The following is a 17,350-nucleotide window of genomic DNA, read 5'->3' on the forward strand; positions in this document are numbered from 1 at the left end:
TGACCGTACGGTAGAATCTGGTACGTGGCAAGGAGACGGGAAGGCGCGACGGCCGAACTGACCCTGATCGAGCGCGCCCGCCGCGCCCAACTGATCGAGGTCACCATCGAGCTGGTCGCCGACCGGGGGTACGCAGGCGCCTCACTGGCCGCCATCGCCGAGCGCGCCGGCATCACCAAGGCCGCCGTGCTCTACCACTTCCCCACCAAGGCCGCCGTCGTACGCGCCGCACACGAACACGTCCTCACCGCCCTCGTCGCAGACGTCGCCGCCGCGGTCGAGGCCGCCGACACCGCAAACCGGCCCGCCGCGTACGTCAGGTCGATGGTCGGGCACCTACGGGAGCATCCCCGACACACTCGCATGATCATCGAGGCGATGGTGCACGACGACGGCGACCACGATCCGGCCGCCCGTTGGCGGCCCCTGGCCCAGCTCATCGACGCGGCCCGACTCGCGCGCGGCGGCGGCGACATCGACACGCGCACAACGGCGATCATCGTCGGTGGCGGCATCGATGCCATCGTCGCCGAGCAGCTTCACGATCCCGACTACGACACCGCGGCGGCGGCCGAACACCTCATCGAGATGCTCGACACGACGATCTCGCGCTGATCGGTCAGGCGGCCGGCTGTTGCGGTCTCGGCTGCCGGTGGTACCTCGGTCCGGCCGGAGCGTGCATCGCGCCCCGGTAGACGCCGTGCCGCAACTCGGAGACGTACCCGTCCAGCTCGGGCATGCCCAGCCGGGCCGCCACGGCCAACTCGGCCTCGAAGTCGTACGGCACGCGGACGAACTGGATCGAGAACGGGGCGTCGGCCGCCGCGTCGAGGACACCCTCCAGGATCACGTAGACCGGGGTCGGATCGCCCATCGCGTTGCCGACGCTGCCGGTGTTGAACAGGGTGCGGCGTTCCCGGTCCACCTCGTAGAACGGATCGTGGGTGTCGCCGTAGCCCACGACCGAGGGCGCCGGTCCGTCGCCGGTGGCCGGGGTGTTGGCGAACATGCCGAGGAACTCGACCTCGTCGTGGTCGAACCGGACCCGACGGTGCACGCTTGTCGCCGAGGCGTGGAAAAGCCGTACCCGCCGCCCGCTCAGCACCAGGTCGTGGCTGAACGGCAGGTTGCGCAGCCAGTCGCCCTGGCCGTCGGCGAGCTGCGCCAGCCACCAGGCCATCGCCTCGTTGTCGTAGGTCCGGTCCGGGTCGGGGAGGAAGTCGTCCCAGTTGCCGAGGATGTTGACCTCGCAGCGCTCCCGGCAGATCTCGATCACCTCGCGGCCACGCGGCCCCTTGCCGACGTAGTCACCGAGGTTGAAGATCCGCTCGATGCCGCGTGCGTCGATGTCGGAAAGCACGGCCTCCAGCGCGGTCAGGTTGCCGTGGACGTCGGAGATCAGGGCGATGCGATCGAGGGACCGGGCCACCGGCCGATCGTAGCCGCGACGTTCCCGGCGGTGGGGGCAGCCGTGGCGCGCTGACGGCCCAGCCCACCGGCAGACCGTCGCGGGGGCCAGGCACGGTCGGTGCCTGGCCCCCCGGGATTGGGCCGTCAGCTACGTCGACTCCACTGCTGGTTCGCGCCACCGTTGCAGGACCAAAGAATGATCTTTGTTCCGTTGGCGGTGGCGGCACCGTCGGCGTCGAGGCACAGTCCGGACTGGACGTTGGTGATGGTGCCGTTGGCGTTGACGTTCCACTGCTGGTTGAGACCGCCGTGGCAGTCCCAGATGATGACCGTGGTGCCGTTGGAGGTGCCCGCCCCGTTCGCGTCCAGGCACTTGTTGCCGTAGACGGTGAACTGCTTGCTGGCGGTGTAGGTCCAGCGCTGGTGGGTGCCACCGGCACAGTCCCACAACTGCGTCTGGGTGCCGTTGGCGGTGGTGGCGCCGGGGACCTCGATGCAGCGGCCGGACTGGCCGCCGACGAGCTGTGCGTCAGGCGTACCGCCGGTGCCCTGCCGCCGGACGAGTGACTTCGACTCGGCCGATCGATTGCCCTGCGCGTCGACGACGTACAGCCGGTAGTCACCCGACGACGTCGGCACCGCGATGGACGTGGCGTTACCGTCTGCCCTGGTCATCGTCGGACCGGCCGCGAAGGTGGTGGTGCCGGAGGGGGCCAGCCACAGCGATCTGGTCGGGTCACCGGTGCTGCGGACCGGGATCGAGGACGTGCCGCTGCCGGCGAACGTGCTGGCCGGTAGGACGTAGTCCTGCATCGGCAGGTTACGCGGCTGGGTGATGTCCCGGAACGCGGCTTCGAGCCCGGAGTTGACCGCGATTGCGTAGGCCGCCGCCGGCCAGACGTAGTCGGCGGAGACGAGAATGTCGTGGATGGTGCTGTTGGGCAGGTTCTTCTGCGAGACCTTGTTGATCGGCCCGTACGTCTGCGTGATGCTCAGATCGTGCTTACGTCCGAAGTCGTCTGAGTTGATCATCCAGGTGATGTTCTTGTCCACGCTCAGGACGTTGTCCCGGAAGGTGATGAACGCCGAACCCTCGTCCGGATGGAGTCCGTACCTGTGGCCGGCCGGAACACCCTGGAGATAGTTGTCGTGGATCGTGGTGCCCGGCTGGCTGCCCAACGTGTAGATGGGTGCCGTGTCGCTGAGCCGCTGCACCGTGTCGATGATGTGGTTGTGACTGATGGTGTTGTTCTTCGCGGTGGTGGTCGGCCGGTTCGGCGCGATCGACCCCGAGGATCCGTCGAAGTTCCACCAGCCCCAGCCCATCGTGATACCCGCCCACGGCGCCTTCTCGATGCGGTTGTGCTGCACCGTCAGGGTGTCGGCGAAGTACGCCGCGACCGCGCCGTGCCCGTTGAACAGCACCGCGCTGTCGTGGATGTAGTTGTTCCTGATCTCGATGTTCTTCGGAAGACCTTCGACCTGAGCCGGGTACTTCTCCCGGTTGCTCGACGTGTGATCGCCGATGTAGACGTGCTGGGGGTGCCCGACGGTGATCGCCGTCCCGGCGATGTCGTTGGTGTAGTTGCCGATCAACTGGGTGTTCGTCACGTCGTTGACCATGTTGATCCCGTCGGCCCCGGTGTGCGCGATCCGGTTTCGCTCCAACCGGATTCCGCTGGCGTTCTGCAGGTGGATGATGCCGGGGGTGAGATCGACGTTGCGGTAGTAGTAGACGTGGAAATTCCCGCGGGCGTACGCCTGCGCGCCGAGATTGCCCTGTTGGGCCTGCTTGTACACCGAGCCGGCGACGTTGAACAGGTTCCAGTCGGAGTGCCGCACGGTGAGACCGGAGAACGTGATGTTGCGCGCCTGGTTGCTGGTCGAGGTGCCGGCGACCCGCAGCACGGTGGTCACGTTGTCGGGCGCGAAGACCGACGCGGTGGACATGTTGTCGGCGCCGGCCTTGTAGTAATACAGCGTCCGGCTGGACTTGTCGAAGTAGAACTCGCCCGGCGAGTCCAGGAACTCGTAGGCGTTCATCACCTTGTGCGAACCGTTGATCTGGGCATTGCCGTTGAACGCCCCCTGGGCGATGGCGGCGCCCGGCTGCTGGAACAGCGCGATACGGCTCTGGCCGTCACCGCTCGTGGTCACCTGACGAACTCCAACGATGGCCGTGGTCCAGGTGGTGGCCGTCTCGATCTCGATGTCCTCCTGGTTACGGGAGATCGCCGGAAAGTCGGCCGGGTTGTACCTCGCGCCCGCACACTGCGAGCCCGACTCCCACGCCCAGTCGGCCTGTCCCGCGGTGATGGTGTACGTGCCGTGGCAACCCGCCGAGGTGATCGTCTTGGCTGCCATGTGGGCCCGCTGGCCGTTGACGTAGAGCGCCCGCAGCTTGTTGGCCCGGTCGAGTGGGGCCTTCCAGATGTTCCCGCTGTGCTGGGTCCAGCCGGTCACCTGCACACCGGCCTCAAGCACCGGCGTCTCGTCGGGATACGCGGCGTAGATCACCCGGTGGCCGTTGGCGCCCGAGTCGCCCGCCCCGAACTCGATCGTGCTGCTCACCGGATAGCTGCCACCGCGAAGGTAGACCTGGATGTCGCCGGTCATGCTCGCGGTCTTGGTGCGTACCACGTCCCGGGCACGCTGAAGCGTCCGGAACGGCGCGGCGAGCGTGCCCGGGTTGGCGTCGTTCCCGTTCGGAGCGACATGAAGTGTCTCCTGGACCGCGGCCAGAGCCGGCGCCTGATCTCCGAACACGGCTGGCAGTGCGGCGGAGACGAACACCGCCAGCGCGAGTAGGCAACCTTTCCCGCCATGAACAACGGATCTCATCTCTTCTCCCTCCACTTCCTCGACGGCCCGTGCCCCGCCGAGGCGATGCGCCCCTGCGCGCGACAGTCGGACCGTCCCGGAAGCCATCGACATACCGTGCCGCCGAGTCGGTACGGACGGCACGACCGTTGCTGATCAATGCCAGGTCAGGCGTTCTCTACCTGCCACTTCTGGTTGTCGCCGCCCCAACAGGCCCAGAGCTGGACCTTGGACGTGGTGGTGTTCACGTCCAGGCAGAGGCCCGACTGGGCGCTGCGGACCGTGCCGTCGCCGCCGATCGTCCACCGCTGGTTGTCGCCGCCGTTGCACGCGTAGGTGCCGACGACGGTGCCGTTCGCGGTCCCCCGGTTGTACGCGTCGAGACACCGCTGGCCGGCGAGGGCGGTGATCTGCCCGCCGGCCGTCACGGTCCATCGCTGGGCGGCGGTGTCGTTGCAGGCGTACACCTGGACCTGGACGTTGGCGGTCGTCGCGCCGGGAATGTCCAGACACTGCCCGGTGCCGACGTTCCGTAGCCGGCTCACCCGGTCCGGTGTGCCACCGTCGGTCAGGCCCCAGGCGTACCGGAGGCGGTCGAGACCGCTGGCGTTGGGGGTGCTGAGGGTGAGGTTGGCGCCGGTGCCGTGCAGCTTCTGCATGGCGTACCAGTCGTCGCCCTGACCGGCGGTGATCTTTCCGCCCAGGGCCGGCCAGTAGATCGAGCCGATCCGCAGTTCCCGCAGCACCTGGGTGGTGGCGCGGAAGTAGCGCACGAAGTTGTCGGTGCTGGCGGCGTCGTGGTAGTTGAGCCCGGTGTCCATCGGCGCGCCGAACTCGTCCATCACGGTGCGGGCGGCGCAGGAGCCGACAGCGTCCCGCAGGAACGTCACCCACTGGTCGTAGGTCTTCGCGCCGCTGAAGAAGGTGTAGTGGTGCAGCGACACGATCGTTCCGTCGAGCCGGCCGTCGGCGCACATCGACTTGATGTCGGTGTTCAGGCCGGCGCCGCTGACGAAGACCCGGTGACGGGGGATCGACGGACGGGCGGTGAGCCAGTTGTGCACCACGTTGGCCCAGTCCGCGGCGCTGTGCCCGCCCGGCTCGTTCATCGGCTCGAAGTACACGAGGTCGTTGCTGCCGTACCTGGCGACCACGGTGTCCCACATGGTGTTGAAGGCGGTGGTGTTGACGATCCGTCCGCCGCTGGCGGCCACGCCGTCGTCCCAGTAGGAGAGGACCACCTTGAGACCCTTTGCGGTGGCCGCGTCGATCGCGCCGGTGTAAGCGTTCCACCAGCTCGTACCGACGGTGTAGGTGTTGATCGGCAGCCGGACGGTGTTGGCGTCCAGGTTGGTCTCGAAGCCGGTGTAGATCGCGTTGGCCTTGGCCACCACCGTCGCATAGCTGTCGGAGCTGCTCAGGCCGTGCAGGACAAGCGGTCCGCCGTGGAAGTTGTCACCCAACCTCGCCCAGTTGACACCACGGAATTGGCTGGTGTCGGCGGCGGCGGGTGCGGCACCGGCGAGCACGCCAGTCGGCACCGCCAGGAGAGCGGCCAGGGCGCAGGTGAGCATCCGGCTCAGGTAGCGATGTGAGCGGGATCGGACCATCGTCGTTCCCTTCTGTACGGTGCCGACTGTCGTGCTCATCAGCTCAGGCCCGGACCCAGCGCTGGTTGGCGCCGCTGTGGCAGCCCCACACGATCACCGCGGAGCCGTTGGCGGTGGCGGCACCGTTGACGTCCAGGCACAGCCCGGTCTGTGCGTTGCTGATCGTGCCGTTGCTGTTGATCACCCACTGCTGGTTCGCCCCACCGTGGCAGTCGTAGATCTGCACCCGAGTGCCGGCGGCGGCATCGTTCGGCACGTCCAGGCACTTGCCCATCACCTGCAACGCCCGCCCGTTCTGGGTGAACTGCTGGTTGGCGTTGCTGTGGCAGTCCCAGATGATCATTTGTGCGCCGTTGGCCGAGCTCGCACCGTTCACGTCCAGGCACCGTCCGGATCCCTCGTTGCGGAACCTGTTGCCGGTCGGGTTCGGGGTGCTGCCGCCGTTGAGGGCGTCGAGGACCGCCGTGTACGCGGGCTTCTTGTTGCCGGCGCAGTCGAAGAGCAGGGCGTTGTCGCTGCCGCGCCAGGAGTCACAGTCCCGTACGCCCCACACGGTGATGCCGGTGCAACGCGAGATCGCCAGGCAGGCACGGGTGACGGTGGCGTAGATGTTGGCCTGGTTGCCGCCCTGGGTGACGTCCAGTTCGGTGATCTCCACGTCGACGCCGAGGTCGGCGAAGCGTTGCAGGTTGGCCTGGTAGTCGCCGGCGATGGTGGTGCCGAGGTGGGACTGGAAGCCGACGCAGTCGATGGGTACGCCGCGTTGCTTGAAGTCGCGCACCATGTTGTAGATGCCTGTCGACTTCGCGTTGATGCCGTCGGTGTTGTAGTCGTTGTAGCAGAGCTTGGCGCCCGGGTCGGCCGCGCGGGCGGCCCGGAAGGCCGCCTCGATCCAGTCGTTGCCGGTGCGTTGCAGGTTCGAGTCCCGCCGGGCGCCGCTGCCGCCGTCGGCGAACGCCTCGTTGACCACGTCCCAGGAGTAGATCTGCCCCCGGAAGTGGCTGGCCACCTGGGTGACATGGTTGATGGCGGCGTTGCGCAGGTCACCGCCGGACAGACCCTGCGCCCAGCCCGGCTGCTGGGCGTGCCACAACAGGGCGTGCCCCCGCACCTGCATCCCCCGCGATTGGGCGTGGTTGACGATGCGGTCACCGGCGCTGTAGTTGAACACGCCGCGCTGCGGCTCGGTCGCGTCCCACTTCATCTCGTTCTCGGCGACCAGGCTGTTGAACTCGCGGTTCAGCACCGTCATGTACGTGTTGTCGTTGAACTTGTACGTGCCGACGGCGGCCCCGAAGTAGCGGCCCTGCTCGGCCGCCGAGGTGCCCAACGTGGTGCCCGCGTTGGCGGCACCGCTGGGCACCAGCACCGTGCCGGCCACCAGCAGCCCGACCGCCAGCGCCCGCATCGTCGCCGTGGCGGACCACCGTCGTCGCGGAGAACCGCTCGGATGTACGAGATTCTTCATGTGTCTCAGCACCTTCCAGAGTCGCGTCACTTCGAGGGGTTAGCGCTAACATCGCCCGACGACTCACGTGCTCAAGGGGCAGACCACAGGAGACGACACAACGCTACACATCGATGGCAGTGAGATTGCCACAAAGTTACGGGGCGCTCAAGAAGTTCAGCTCAAAGACCGGAAAAAGACCAGCTACGCACAGTTCACAGCGCTCGCCGGACCGCCCGACCGAAGCGCCGCCCATCGATGTGGATCGCGGCTTGGAGATCCACAGCAGTCAGCCGCGTCAGATCCACCCCGCAGCCGCCACGGCGCAATGTGCACGTGAACATCGACTGCACATCGGCGGCCCTGACCGCCCGTCGCCGTCGGGCCGACAGCCGGCGAGGCGCCCCGGCGCACCCCGCCGCCCCGGCGCAGTGCCGCTCACCGAGCTGACCGTGGTATCCGAGCAGGTGGCCTTCGGTCTACGGCGTCCGATCGCACTCACCGGGCTGCCGGATGGCCCGATGCTGATCGCGGAGAAGAACGGCACCGTCCGCGCCTACCACCCCGACACCGGCTTGGCGGCCGAGCCGGTGCTCGACCTGACCGCCCGGGTCGACACGTCAGGCAACGAGCGCGGCCTGCTCGGCATCACCCCCGCGCCGGACTTCGCGCGGACCGGGATGCTCTACGTGGCCTACACGAGTCTCCCGGACGGCGAACTGACCCTGGCGCGAAGCTCGACCCTCGCCTTCGCCGTACGCCCCAGGCCCTGGGGTGGCTACGAGTCCGCCATCATCGGCAACTTCCCCATCCAACCGACCGCGATCGACGCCGACGTGCACGGCGAGCTGTACGCACTAAGCGACCTGCCGGGCTGGCTCAGCCGGGTACGGTTCGAGCGCGTCCAACCGGCCCCGAGCAGCGAGCCGGCGAACCGCTGAAACCCGAGCGAGGGCCGATACGGAAAGGCTCGTGCCCGGATTTGCGGGCGAGATTCCGGACGGAAGCCCCCCCGACGACCGGGCTCCCCCCGGCGGGCACCTGTCCGGCCGGCTGCCCGGCTCACCGTTCGCTCAGCTCCGCAGGTCGAGCAGGGCCTTCCGTTCGACCTCGGTCAGCGGGCCTCGGGCCTCGGCGGCGAGGCACTCGGCCAACTCGGTGCGGTTCTTCACCCCGAGCACCACGGTCGCCACACCGGGGACGCTCAGGGCGTACCGGTGGGCCAACGAGGCGGGCGACTCGCCGAACTCGGCGGCGAGCGCGCGGAACCGCTCCGCCCGGGCGAAGTCGGACGCGACCGGGGCGTCGTCCTCCACGGACCGGTCGATCTCGCCGGTGAGCGCTCCCGCCGCCACGGCACGGATGGCGATCACCGAGACGGCGTCCTCGACCGCGGCTCGGCGGATCTCGTCGTTGCGAGGCTCGGCCGACGCGCCGAGCAGCCACATGTCGCCACTCAGGTCAAGGGCGTTCACCACCGCCTGGACCGCATCCGGGCGCGGTTGCTGGTGCATGGCGTCGATCACGGTCTGCGGGTGGCCGACACCGGTCAACCCCCAGGCCCGGATCTTGCCCTCGTCGCGCAGCCGTTCGAAGGTGGTCACCACCTGGTCGCGGTACAGGTCCCAGCCGAGGGTCCGGGGAGTGGGACCGGTCCAGCCCTGCGGGTGCAGTTGGGAGTGGAGCAGGAAGAGATCCAGGTGCTCGCGGCCGAGACGCTGCAGGGTGGCGTGCAGGCTGCGGATCATCTTCGCCGGGAGATCCCCGCCGTCCTGCTCGGGAAGTTCGATCTTGCTGGTGACCAGGACGTCCTCGGCCGGAAAGCCGCGCAGTGCGGCACCGGCGACGTTCTCGGCCGCGTAGCCGTCACCGTAGGTCGGGGCCAGGTCGAGCATCGTGACGCCACCGTCGACGGCCGCCCGCACGGTCGCCACCGCCTCGGCGTGGTCGGTCGCCCCCCAAACACCGCCGATCCCGCCACCGCCCAGGGTGAGCGCGCTGACCCTGCCGAGACGACCGAAATCCCTGCTGTGCATCTGCACCTCCGTTACGGAAAGTGTCCGCCATTCTACTGATCGGAACGCCACTCACAACAATGCGCCGGCCCGCGCCCCGTGGACCCGGAACAGCGCCGCGTACCGGTCCAGGCATCCGTCCACACCGAACTCCTCCAGGGCCCGTTTGGCACCCTCGCGTCGGGTGTCGGCGTCCCAGCCGAGCACTTCCAGCAGCGCCACCCGCAGTCCGGCCGGGTCCCGCGGCTGGACGACCCTGCCCATCCCGGTCGCCAGGACCGGATATCGGCCGCCGGGCAGGTCGGTGGTGACCGACGGGATACCGCACATCATCGCCTCGGCCTGTGCGATGCCGAAGGACTCGGCGACGGAGGGCAGGGCGAAGGCGTCGATGGACGCGTAGAAATCGTTGATCTGCCGGCCGCGGAGCAGCCCGAGAATCCGGATCCGAGGATCCCGCTGGGCGGCCGCCCGGATCCGGTCGATCACGCTTCCGCCCGCGACGGTCAGGTAGTCGCCGCCGATCAGCAGCCGCGCCTCCGGATCCGGGATCTCGGCGAACGCGGCGACCAGGTAGTCCAGGCCCTTGTCCGGCACGATCCGGCCGAGGAAGCCGATGTGCGGGCCGCCGGTCTCCCGGTATGCCGCCTCCCCGCCGCGCCGGTCGAGGCAGGGCGCCGGGATCGCGGACCGCTGGCTGGACCGCAGGATCGACCAGAGTTCCGAGTACCGCGCCTGGTCGTCGCTGTTGACGACGACGGCGTCCGAGCGGCGCAACGTGACCCCCGACGACACCCGCACCGCGGCCATCGCCGCCCGGGTCACCAGGGTGGGCGGCAGCCAGAGGTCGATGTGGTAGGTGGTCACCACCGGCACCCGCAGCGGCAGGGCGGTGATCAGCGCCCCCTCCAGCATCGGCAGGTGCAGATTGACCACCCGCGAACGCCGGGCGACCCGGCGCACCAGGGACGGGAAGCCGGGACTGACCGGGCCACGGCCGACCGAGGCGACCACCGGGCTGCGGTAGACGTCGACGCCGTTGCGGCTCTCCCGCAGCGGAAGCGTCGGGTCGTGCCGGACGGCGACCACCGCCACCCGCCAGCCCCGCCCGGCGAGGCCCTCGGCGAGCACCCGGGCCACCTCGGTCAGCCCGCTGACGTAGGGCGAGTAGTAGTTGACCGCGACGCAGAGGTCGTACTCGTGGGGGTCTTTGCTGCTCACGCTCTTCTCCAAGGGGTGTCGATCGGTTACCAGACGTGCCAGGCGCCGGCCACCATCGCCTGCGCCAGCACCGCGGCCCAGAGGCCGAGATTGACCAGCAGCGCGCGGTCCCGGACGAGGTCCTCGACCGGATCACCACCGGAGCCGCCCATGGCTATCATCTGCAGGTAGCGGTGTACCGCGAACGCGGCGAACGGGAAGGTCAGCCCGGCGGTGACCGGCCCGTACGGTGGGTTCTGGGTCCAGACGAAGGCGACGTAGCCGATCAGTGCCGCCACCAGGTTCACCACCACCATCTGGTCCAGGAAGTGGACCGAGTACGCGCGCAGCGCCGGCCGGTGCTCGCCGGCCTCACCGCCCGCGGCCGACAGGGCGGCGAGTTCGTGGCGTCGCTTGCCGAGGGAGAGCGCGAGGCACGCGCAGTAGACCCCGATCAGCAACGCCGGATGGACGGCCGCGCCGACGGCGATGGTGCCGGCGACCACCCGCAGGACGAATCCGATGGAGACGACCGACACATCGACCAGGGGCTGGTGCTTGAGCGCCAGGCAGTACCAGACGTTGAGGGCGAGATAGCCGGCGACGACCACGCCGGTCAGGGCGGGTAGCACGGTGGTCAGGGCGGCGGTGCCGGTGAGCAGGCCGACGAGGAGTACGACCGCGGCGGTCGTGCTCACCCGCCCGCTGGCCAGTGGACGGTTCCGTTTGACCGGGTGTAGGCGGTCGCGCTCCCGGTCCCTCAGGTCGTTGAAGACGTACACGGTCGAGGCGGCGGCCAGGAAGCTCAGCAGCGTGCCGAGCAGCGGCACGATATGGGTCACCGTGGCGCCGGGGGCCGCGACGAGCGGCGCCGCCAACACCAGGCCACCCTTCACCCACTGGCGGGGCCGCAGCAGGACGAACAGTCCGGTGACACGGGCCAGCGGTTTCAGCGCCTGTACGGCGACGGCCGGCTCGACGGAGACCCCGGGCAGGTCCGACGAGGTGGGGGTCGGGACTTCCAGGGCGTGATTCATGGCGGACCTCTCCTTGCTCCGTGGAGTGTCAGAACAACGCCTTCGCCAGGCTCAGGGCGCCCTGCTTCCAGGGGTCGCGGTGCGTACGCCCGGCGCTGCGCCGCGCCCCGGCGGCGTACGCCCGCCACCACTGGTACGTCTTCAACAGCGCCTGTTCGTTGCTGAAGCGCGGGTTGAACCCGAGCCGCTGCGTCGCCCGGTCGATCGAGACGTACGAGTCCCGGGTCAGCTTGTGCACGAGTCGCTTGTAGACCGGGGAGAGGCGTGTCGCGGCGAGCACGCGCAGCGCGGTGACGGCGGGCCCCACCGGCATGGCCAGGACGCGCCGGCCGTGACCGGCGGCGTCCAGGACGGCCTGGAAGTCCTCCCGTAGGGTGCGGAACTCGCGCGCGCCGATGTTGAACGTGTCGTTGGCCCGGTCGTCGGGCGCCTCGCAGATCAGCTGGATCGCCGCGCAGAGGTCCTCGACGTCGAGCATCTGGGTGGCGACGTCGCCGCCGCCGATCAGCGGGAAGTGCCGGCCCTCGTCGGCCCACTCGAAGAGCATGGCGAAGAGACCGAGACGCTCCTCGCCGAGGAAGGTCTTGGGCCGCACGATCGAGGCGCAGAGGCCCTGTTCGCGTTGCCGGAGCACGGCGATCTCGGCGCCGAGCTTCGCCGCCGAGTAGGGGTCCACCGGTTCGCACGGGTAGTCCTCCGGCGTGGGGCAGTCCCGAGGCAGCCCGTAGACGGCGGTGGACGAGATGTGCACGAACCGGTCCACACCGGCCCGTCGCGCTGCGGTCAACGCCGCCCCGGTGCCCTCCACGTCCACCGATCGGATCTCCGCCGCCCGGTGGCTCGGCAACGCGGCGGCGGAGTGGATGACCACATCGGCACAGCGGAAGGCGCGGGTCATCGCCTCGATGTCCCGGACGTCGGCCCGGACGAAGGTCGCCCGCCCCCGCACCCGGGGCGCGAGTGGACGGATGTCCACTCCGGTCCAGGTCACTCCCGGCCAGGGGCGCGCCAACAGCGCGGTGCCCAACATGCCGGCGGCTCCGGTCACCACAACGTGCACTTCCACCTCCCGTTTCGAAGAAATGCCGCGTTCTCGACGGCAGTGTCACAACTGCATGGCGGCAACGTTTCCGACAATCGCCGTCATCGGATATTTACCGACCGACCATCCGTCGTTCACCGTTACCGACCAATCGGACCGGCCCGCCAAATTCCGGGCAAGTGGGCTCCGTGCGAGCGTGGATAGGCTGGGTGTGCTCCATCCGGCGGCTCCGTCCTCGGTGGTGAATACGGTATTGGCACTCGTGACGCTAGTGAGTGACGATTGCCCCCTCCTTGGTGTCTGGAACAAGATTCGAACAAGGTGCTGATCGATACCTTTTCCCGGCCGGTACCCGACCTCGGCGGGAACCGGAGCCACGTAAAGGAGTTGCCATGACGGAAGCGGCAGCAAGAACGACCGCAGTGATGGACGAAAAGGATCCGGAGTCGTCGCCGGAGCCTTCCGGCCGGTCCCGGCGGGCCCGCTGGGGAATACGCCTCGCGGCCGTGGCCTGCGTGGGCTGGCTGGTCGTCGTCGTGCTGCACCACCTGCTCAGCGCCCGGACGTACGTGTGGGGACCGGTGGACCTGCTCCCGCCGATCGTCTGGGCGGCGGTCCCCGTGGTGCTGCTGCCCGTCGCCTGGCTGGCGCGGCCGCTGCGCGGGCGGCTGGTCGGGGCGGCGCTGCTCGCCCTCGTGCTCGGCCTCGGCTACAGCGGGATCAACTTCGCGACGGTGTTCCACACCCCGCCACCGGCGCCCGCCGACGCCGTCAAGGTGGTGACCTGGAACACCGAGTACTGGGACCAGGACCGGCGCAACGGCGGGGAGCAGCGCACCACCACGGCGCAGTTCTACGACTTCCTGCGGGAGATGGACGCCGACGTCTACATGCTGCACGAGTACGCCAACGTCGACGACTCGCTGGTCGACATCTTCGCGCAGGCGTACGAGATCGACCAGACGGCGCAGTTGAGGGCCGCGTTCCCCGGCTACACGATCGTCCGTGAGGGGCGCAACATCACGCTCACCCGACTGCCGGTGGTGGGGCACGCGTGGCTCGACTCGCAGCCGTACCTGCCGGACGACCTGAAGCGGGTGCCGCCGGCCCTCGTCGACCGGCCACTCTTCTACACGTCACAGGCGCTGCGTACCGACATCCGGGTCAACGGCCAGGTCGTGTCGTTCTACAACTCGCACATCTTCCAGCCGCCGGTCCGGATCCTGCTGCTGCGCAGCGACGACGACCGGAACATGTTCGAGATCGACCGGTTCAACTTCGAGATCCGGCGGGCCAGCTACCGGGCCATCGCCGCCGACCTGGAGAAGAACCCGAACCGGGCGGTGATGGCCGGCGACCTGAACACGTCACCGTCGATGAATCTCCTCGACATGGTCTCCGACCGACTGGTCGACCAGAGCAGGGCGCTCTCCTCGCTCTACCCGGTCACCTGGCCGGTGGGCGACAAGCCACGAATGTGGCGTATCGATTGGCTCTTCACCACTCCGGACATCAAGGTGCACAGTTACGAACTGACCCTCCCCAAGGGCCTGTCCGACCACAAGGCCCAGCAGTTCGTCATCTCCGCACCTTGACGAAATGAGCGTCACATGGGCGCAAAACACGCGGTGGCGGGTCATACCGAGCATTTAACCAGCATGAAACCGATCGACGACTGTTTACCGATGTCGATCAGGAACTAAGGTGGTCGAAGGGTCTTCTCGATGACGAGAAACCGGCGAGTAGGTGCGTCGTCCACCTCCCAGCGCAGCCGAATTCCTGCCCGAGGAGCATCAATGAAGCCCGCCCACACGCCACTGGTGTCAGTGGTAATCCCCTGTCACAACAGCCGGAAGACCATCGCCCTGAGCGTGCTCTCGGCATTGCACCAGACCCACCCGTCGATCGAGGTCATCGTCGTCGACGACGCCAGCACCGACGACACGCCGGAGATCGTCAGAAAACTCGGTTGTACGCTCATCGAAATCACCGAAAATGTCGGCGCCGGCCCCGCCCGCAACCGCGGCATAGCTGCAAGTAGCGGCGACATCCTCTTCTTCCTCGACTCCGATGTCGCTCTCGCCCCCGACGCGGTCGCCAACGCCGTCACGATCTTCCAGGAGAACCCGTCCTACGGAGCCGTCTGGGGCGTCTACGGCGACCGCCCCCTGGTCGACGACGGCGTGGTGGAGTGGGTGCAGGTGCTCTACGGCCACTACCGCGCCACCCGCAAGCTCGGGCCGGCCCGGACCGGCCACTTCGCCAGCGGCGCCGTACCCCGCCGGGTCATCGACGATATCGGGGCGTTCGACGAGCGGCTGCTCGGCCAGTACGCCAACGAGGACCACGAGTTCAGCCTCCGGATCGCGGAGCACTACCCGGTCACCCGCACCCTGTCCGTGGTCGGCTACCACGACGACGACGACCAGCTGGCCTCGATCCTGCGGAAGCTCTACCGGCGGGCCGGCTCACTGGTTCCCCTGGTCCTCAAGCAACGCGAGCTGAAGCCCGAGCGGGAGGCCACCCACCGGCCCGCCGAGGTCGCGGCCGCCTTCCTGGCCACCACCAGCCTCCCCCTGATGCTGGTCTCCCCCTACCTGGCGGCCGTTCCGGTCGCCTTCCTGACCTGGTTCATCGGCATCGACCTCCCCCTGTTGAACTACGTCCGACGCACCGCGGGCTGGCGGATGGTCCCGCCGAGCGCACTACTCAGTTTTCTCTACAGTCTCGCGATTTCCGCCGGCGCGTTGAGTGGTGGCCTGCGCTACCTGCTCGACGCGCGCTTCCGACAGAGGTACCGGTCGCCGGCCGGCGCCCACTAGCACGCCGGCCGGCGTCAGCCGTGATGACGGGGAGAGCATGTGAGGATCCGACTACTGGGACCCATCGAGGTGGAGTCAGCGGACGGTCCGCTGGATGTGGGGCCACGTCAGCGTCGCGCGGTCCTGGCGGCCCTGGCCGTGGACGCCGGCACGCCGGTGTCGATCGACACCCTGACCGAACGGGTGTGGGGACCGGCGGCTCCGGAAGCGCCCCGCAGCGCCCTCTACGCCCATGTCGCCCGGCTGCGTCGGGCCCTGGCACAGGAGGCCGACGACAGCCCCGGCAGAAGCATCGGCCTGAGCCGCCACGGGGACGGCTACGTGCTGAACGTCGAGCGTCAGCAGGTGGACCTGCACCGGTTGAACCGTCTCATCGACACCGGCCGCGCGGCGACGCGGATCAGCGACGAGAGGCGGATCGCCGCGCTGCGCGAGGCGATGGACCTGTGGCGGGGGGAACCACTCGCCACCCTCGCCAGTGACTGGGCCAACCGGGTCAGGCGCAGCGTGGCATCACAGTTGATCAGCCTGGCCGGTGCCTGGGGCGCCGAGGAGTTGCGACTCGGCAGCCCGGAGGCGGTCGCCGAGCGGCTGGCCCGGGTCCTCGGCTCGTACCCGCTCGCCGAACCGCTCGTGTCGCTGCAGATGCGGGCGCTCTGCGCGATGGGACGCACCCCGGAGGCGTTGCAGTACTACGTCGACACCCGCGCGCAGGTCGTCGAGCAGTTCGGCGCCGAGCCCGGCCCCGAGCTGCGCAACCTGCACGTCGCCATACTCCGAGGCGAGCTCGACGAGCCGTACCCGGGCAACATCGGCCCGGTCGCCCCGGTCCGGCACGTACCCCGGCAGCTACCCGCCGGCATCGCCCGGTTCTCGGGCCGGCACCACGACCTCGCACCGATCCTGAACTGGTTGAACCCCGCCGGCACAGGGGACTCGGCCCCGGTCGTGTCGATCTACGGGACCGCCGGGGTGGGAAAGTCAACCCTCGCCATCCACGCCGCGCACAAGCTCACCAGCCGCTACCCGGACGGCCAGTTGTACATCGCCCTGCGCGGCACCAGCGTGGACGCCGAGCCACTGACACCGGTCGACGCACTCGCCCGACTTCTCCGCACCCTCGGGGTCAGCATGAGCTGCGACCAGGAGCAGGTCGACGAGGCGGCGGCCCTGTTCCGCTCGGTCGTCGCCGGGCGGCGGCTGTTACTGGTCCTCGACAACGCAGTCGACGCCGCCCAGGTGCGCCCGCTGCTGCCCAGCGGCGCCGGCTGCGGGACGCTGGTGACCAGCCGTCAGCCGCTGGCGGGGCTCAGCGACGTGCGCCAGTTGCGCGTCGGACCGCTCACCGTCCCGGACGCCATCGCGCTGCTGAGCCACTGGGTCGGTGCGGAACGGGTGGCGGCGGAGCCGGACGCCGCGACCGCCATCGCCGAGTGGTGCGAGTGCCTGCCGCTGGCGCTGCGCATCGTCGGTGCCCGCCTCGTGGCCCGTCCCGGTTGGCCCCTCGCCGAGCTGCGCGACCGGCTCGCCGACGAGCGTCGCCGGCTGGACAACCTCGAGTTCGACGGTGTCGGCCTGCGGGCCAGCATGGCCGGCTCCTACGACCGGCTCTCCGGCAGCCCGGACCGCTCCGAGCGCGCCATCGCCGAGGCGTTCAAGTTGCTGGGCACGTCGCCGATGACCGAACTCAGCCGGTCGACCGCCGCTCAGGTGCTCGCGCGCTCGGAGGCGCACGCCGAACGCATCCTGGAGCGGTTGGTCGACGCGCAGCTGTTGGAGACCTCGACCCCGGGCAGTTACCGAATGGGGGATCTGCTGCGGCTGTACGCCCGGGAACGCTTCGCCGGACCCGAGACGGAAATGACCGGCGAAGCGTCGGACAAGGAAGAAGCAAGCGGTTCGCGGTTAGCGTGAGCCACCAGCTCGAATCCTTTCCACGATCGGAGA

13 protein-coding genes are annotated in these 17,350 nt (G+C 69.0%); 5 read left to right on the plus strand and 8 right to left on the minus strand.

Annotated features, from left to right (window positions below; all coding sequences use genetic code 11):
• Positions 1-24 precede the first annotated feature (24 nt).
• Complete coding sequence (locus tag AC2CHE_RS12475; RefSeq protein WP_484505064.1) at positions 25-615, plus strand: TetR/AcrR family transcriptional regulator; 591 nt, start codon at positions 25-27, stop codon at positions 613-615.
• Positions 616-619: 4 nt separating this feature from the next.
• On the opposite strand, the gene AC2CHE_RS12480 is transcribed toward AC2CHE_RS12475, so the two are convergent.
• The 4 genes from AC2CHE_RS12480 to AC2CHE_RS12495 form a co-directional block, all read right to left on the minus strand.
• Entirely contained in the window at positions 620-1,429 is an 810-nt protein-coding gene (locus AC2CHE_RS12480; protein ID WP_484505065.1) for a metallophosphoesterase family protein, read from the minus strand.
• Between the two features lie 125 nt (positions 1,430-1,554).
• Positions 1,555-4,251 (minus strand): RICIN domain-containing protein, encoded by a 2,697-nt coding sequence (locus tag AC2CHE_RS12485; protein ID WP_484505066.1) that lies wholly within the window; start codon positions 4,249-4,251, stop codon positions 1,555-1,557.
• 146 nt (positions 4,252-4,397) lie between these two features.
• The gene (locus AC2CHE_RS12490) at positions 4,398-5,840 is read right to left on the minus strand and encodes an RICIN domain-containing protein (protein WP_484505067.1); all 1,443 of its coding nucleotides are present in this window, start codon (positions 5,838-5,840) and stop codon (positions 4,398-4,400) included.
• A 43-nt stretch (positions 5,841-5,883) separates the two neighbouring features.
• Positions 5,884-7,248 (minus strand): endo-1,4-beta-xylanase, encoded by a 1,365-nt coding sequence (locus AC2CHE_RS12495; RefSeq protein ID WP_484505095.1) that lies wholly within the window; start codon positions 7,246-7,248, stop codon positions 5,884-5,886.
• 491 nt (positions 7,249-7,739) lie between these two features.
• On the opposite strand from AC2CHE_RS12495, the gene AC2CHE_RS12500 reads away from it, so the two are divergent.
• Complete coding sequence (locus AC2CHE_RS12500) at positions 7,740-8,228, plus strand: PQQ-dependent sugar dehydrogenase (protein ID WP_484505068.1); 489 nt, start codon at positions 7,740-7,742, stop codon at positions 8,226-8,228.
• Positions 8,229-8,360: 132 nt separating this feature from the next.
• Here the strand turns inward: AC2CHE_RS12500 and AC2CHE_RS12505 are convergent, their stop codons facing one another.
• The 4 genes from AC2CHE_RS12505 to AC2CHE_RS12520 are packed head-to-tail and all read right to left on the minus strand — an operon-like array spanning position 8,361 to position 12,599.
• On the minus strand, positions 8,361-9,323 hold the full coding sequence (locus AC2CHE_RS12505) for an aldo/keto reductase (RefSeq protein WP_484505069.1): 963 nt from the start codon (positions 9,321-9,323) through the stop codon (positions 8,361-8,363).
• A 51-nt stretch (positions 9,324-9,374) separates the two neighbouring features.
• A complete protein-coding gene (locus tag AC2CHE_RS12510; protein ID WP_484505070.1) occupies positions 9,375-10,523 on the minus strand; it encodes a glycosyltransferase family 4 protein in 1,149 nt (382 codons plus the stop codon).
• 26 nt (positions 10,524-10,549) lie between these two features.
• Positions 10,550-11,539, minus strand: a complete 990-nt coding sequence (locus tag AC2CHE_RS12515) for a UbiA prenyltransferase family protein (RefSeq protein ID WP_484505071.1) — start codon at positions 11,537-11,539, stop codon at positions 10,550-10,552.
• A gap of 28 nt (positions 11,540-11,567) precedes the next feature.
• A complete protein-coding gene (locus AC2CHE_RS12520) occupies positions 11,568-12,599 on the minus strand; it encodes an NAD-dependent epimerase/dehydratase family protein (protein WP_484505096.1) in 1,032 nt (343 codons plus the stop codon).
• 374 nt (positions 12,600-12,973) lie between these two features.
• Between AC2CHE_RS12520 and AC2CHE_RS12525 the strand changes: the two genes are divergently transcribed.
• From AC2CHE_RS12525 to AC2CHE_RS12535, 3 genes are all read left to right on the plus strand, one after another.
• A complete protein-coding gene (locus AC2CHE_RS12525; protein ID WP_484505072.1) occupies positions 12,974-14,176 on the plus strand; it encodes an endonuclease/exonuclease/phosphatase family protein in 1,203 nt (400 codons plus the stop codon).
• A gap of 201 nt (positions 14,177-14,377) precedes the next feature.
• Positions 14,378-15,403, plus strand: a complete 1,026-nt coding sequence (locus AC2CHE_RS12530; RefSeq protein ID WP_484505073.1) for a glycosyltransferase family 2 protein — start codon at positions 14,378-14,380, stop codon at positions 15,401-15,403.
• Between the two features lie 39 nt (positions 15,404-15,442).
• Positions 15,443-17,317 carry an AfsR/SARP family transcriptional regulator gene (locus AC2CHE_RS12535; RefSeq protein WP_484505074.1) on the plus strand — a complete coding sequence of 625 codons (1,875 nt, stop codon included), beginning with the start codon at positions 15,443-15,445 and terminating at the stop codon, positions 17,315-17,317.
• Positions 17,318-17,350 lie beyond the last annotated feature (33 nt).

It is taken from the genome of Micromonospora sp. ATLC16 (assembly GCF_057196645.1).